At 67.2% G+C, this 2,487-nt stretch carries 4 protein-coding genes; 3 read left to right on the top strand and 1 reads right to left on the bottom strand.

Annotated elements, in window-relative coordinates:
- From IMZ11_RS42060 to IMZ11_RS42070, 3 genes are all read left to right on the top strand, one after another.
- Nucleotides 1-510: hypothetical protein (locus IMZ11_RS42060; protein WP_228649103.1), on the top strand; the 510-nt coding region annotated here is incomplete at its 5' end.
- On the top strand, nt 507-824 hold the full coding sequence (locus IMZ11_RS42065) for a hypothetical protein (RefSeq protein WP_228649105.1): 318 nt from the start codon (nt 507-509) through the stop codon (nt 822-824). The genes IMZ11_RS42060 and IMZ11_RS42065, both read left to right, overlap by 4 nt.
- Before the next feature lie 196 nt (nt 825-1,020).
- Nucleotides 1,021-1,209: a hypothetical protein gene (locus tag IMZ11_RS42070; RefSeq protein WP_228649107.1), complete on the top strand. Its 189-nt coding sequence runs from the start codon at nt 1,021-1,023 to the stop codon at nt 1,207-1,209.
- 1,002 nt (nt 1,210-2,211) lie between these two features.
- Here the strand turns inward: IMZ11_RS42070 and IMZ11_RS42075 are convergent.
- Nucleotides 2,212-2,367, bottom strand: coding sequence for a hypothetical protein (locus tag IMZ11_RS42075; RefSeq protein WP_228649109.1), 156 nt, complete (start codon nt 2,365-2,367; stop codon nt 2,212-2,214).
- Between the last annotated feature and the right edge of the window lie 120 nt (nt 2,368-2,487).

Consider the following 2,487-nt stretch of genomic DNA (forward strand, 5'->3'; position numbering starts at 1 on the left):
GACCCGGCCGGGTCCGCGCTCGCGTGGTCGGACGCCGTGGAGGGGTTCCCCTTCGGCGTCTACGGCCTGGCCGTCAAGGACGCGGGCAAGCGCCTGGCGGCCATCGCCGGGCCGAAGACCATCGTCGTCGTCGACCTCCCGCAGGCTGAGGACCACGGCGCGATCGTCCGCAGCGTCCTGCGCCGCGTTGACGAGATCACCATCCCTGTCGCGCCATCCACGATCGAGATCGAGCGAACCAGCGCCATCGCGGATCTCCTCGACGAGGTGACCGAGGTCCGCGAGCACCAGGCGCGCGTCGCGATCCTCCTCAACCGCGTGGTCGGCGGCGCCCGCTCCGGCCCCGACGCTCGGGCCGCACTGACCGACCTCGGTTACGAGGTGCTCAGGCCGCAGATCCCCCGGCGTGAGGCGTACGCCCTGGCCTACGGCATGACCCCGGACATCCGGCCCGGCGACCCGATCGACCTTCTGGCCGAGGCGTACCTGACCCGGGCGGGGATCGCGTGAGCGCCGCCGGCCGATCCGCTTCCTCCGCCGACCGGTTCAAGCGGGCCGCGACCTCGCGCAGAAAAGACGAGACGACCGGGCAGGCCCCCGAGCGTGGGACCACCGCCCGGCGGACCAAGCCCATCCGCATCACCATCGACCTGGCCCCTGAGGACTACCGGCAGATGCGCCGCCTCGTGGATGAGCTGGCCTGGCGTACCGATGTGCCGACACTGGCGCACTCCCAGATGTGGCGGGCCATGCTCCGGCGCGTGGCAGAGGACCCGGGTCTGCTTGACCAGGTGGAAGAGCAGCTCCGCGCCGACCTCGACTGAATTACTGAATCTCATGTGATTACTGAAGTACTGAGATTCCGGTAGCGCGGCCCGACGTAGGAGGGCCGTGCTGTCGATCGCCCCGACCAGCTACGGCGGCTGGCCACTTCCGGCGATCGTGACGGCCTCGACTGGCCCGGAAGTCTGGCCTTCCTGCCACCAGCCCGGGAGTGGATCTCTGGCCTAATTTGCGCCCATGAGCCTCTACCAAGCCGATACTTTCCAGGCCAATGCCGAGCACTACCTCTCAGGCATTTACAGCGGCAGCGACGGAGAGCGGATCGCTCGCGCGATCGCCGCGCAGACATCGGCCACCCTTGCCGTTGCTTCTGCTCTCCAGGAGATCGCCGAAGCATTGAGATCCATGGCAGACGCCCCCCGGTAACGCCTGGGAGTTGGGTCGGCGACCGGCCGGGCCTGGACGGTGGGGAGCTGCTCGGAGTCCGCAGCTGTAGTCGCAGGCCACGATCAGCGATGACGCAGATAATAGGGCGTTATCTGTAGGAAGACTTTCCAGGCCGCCCGCCGCCGGGAGCTCATCAGCCGCCCACCAGGGCCAACGGATCCTTAGCGCCGGTTTTCGTTCCGATGTTCCTCAACCCCCTAGTCGGCCGGTCTCAGGTGGCCGTCGAAAGGCCGGCCATCGGTCACCGCGTCGGCCGACCCCTTTTTCGGGGTTCGTACGTACGAAGCGGGGTCGGCTCGCGCGCGGCGGCGCGGGACGGGACCGGCCGGAGAGCCGCATGCCCGGCCCGCTGGCCGCTGGCGCGCGGGGCGGCCGCGCGCTGCGCGGCCTTGATCCCTATGAGAACAATTCGGCAATTCGCAAGGGGTCCGGTGTTGCTTCCTGTTGCCTTCTTTGCCGATCCGCGATCACGCACCGGATCGCGCCCCTGAGAGCCACGGAGACGGCCGATCCCGCCCGTGCTCGGAGTGATTCCCATTCGCTGACCGTTCAGGCGCTCTCAGCGGCTCTCGGCGCCGCCGGTTCTTTCGGCAACTCGCCGCGGCTTCGGCGCGCGGTCCGGGAAGCCCCGAAGACGGGGAAACCCCGGCGCCGTGGTGGTGGCTCCGGGGTCGCATCACAGGATCGTCTACGCAGCGTGCCGAGGCCGCTCCGTATCGTCGCGAAGTGACGATACCTTAGCACTGTTCGTGATCTTGCTTGTCTGTCGTTGCTGCTGATCTTGTGTTGTGGCGTTGGGTTCTAAGGTGCCCTTATCCACTAACTTGCTCTGCAATTGATCATGGTTTCGGCATTGTTGATGATCTCCAGTGGATCGAGATGCATAGGTACATCGGGCCTGTGATCGTGGCCTGGAATCTTTCGGCAACGCGAAGCGGCCCGGAGGTGATCCTCCGGGCCGCTCTCCCGTACGGGGTCGGGTCAGCAGTACAGGCCGTCCTTGTGCTCGCAGGCCTTGCAGGCCCAGACCAGATACCCCCGGAACATGATCTGCCTGATGGGCTTGCGGGGGCAGTCGTAGGTGAAGCACTGGCCGCGCTCCGACCGCTCCAGGAAGGTGGGGCGCTTGTGTCCCATGGTCGGTCTCTCCTCTACAGCGCGATGATCAGAGCGGAGACGACGAGCCACCCGAGGTGCCACGCCTGGTCGAGCTGGTAGGCCCCTCCCGGGGACTCGTAGTACGACCCCTTGCCGACC

The sequence above is a fragment of the Microtetraspora sp. AC03309 genome (assembly GCF_020826795.1).
Lineage (GTDB): Bacteria > Actinomycetota > Actinomycetes > Streptosporangiales > Streptosporangiaceae > Microtetraspora > Microtetraspora glauca.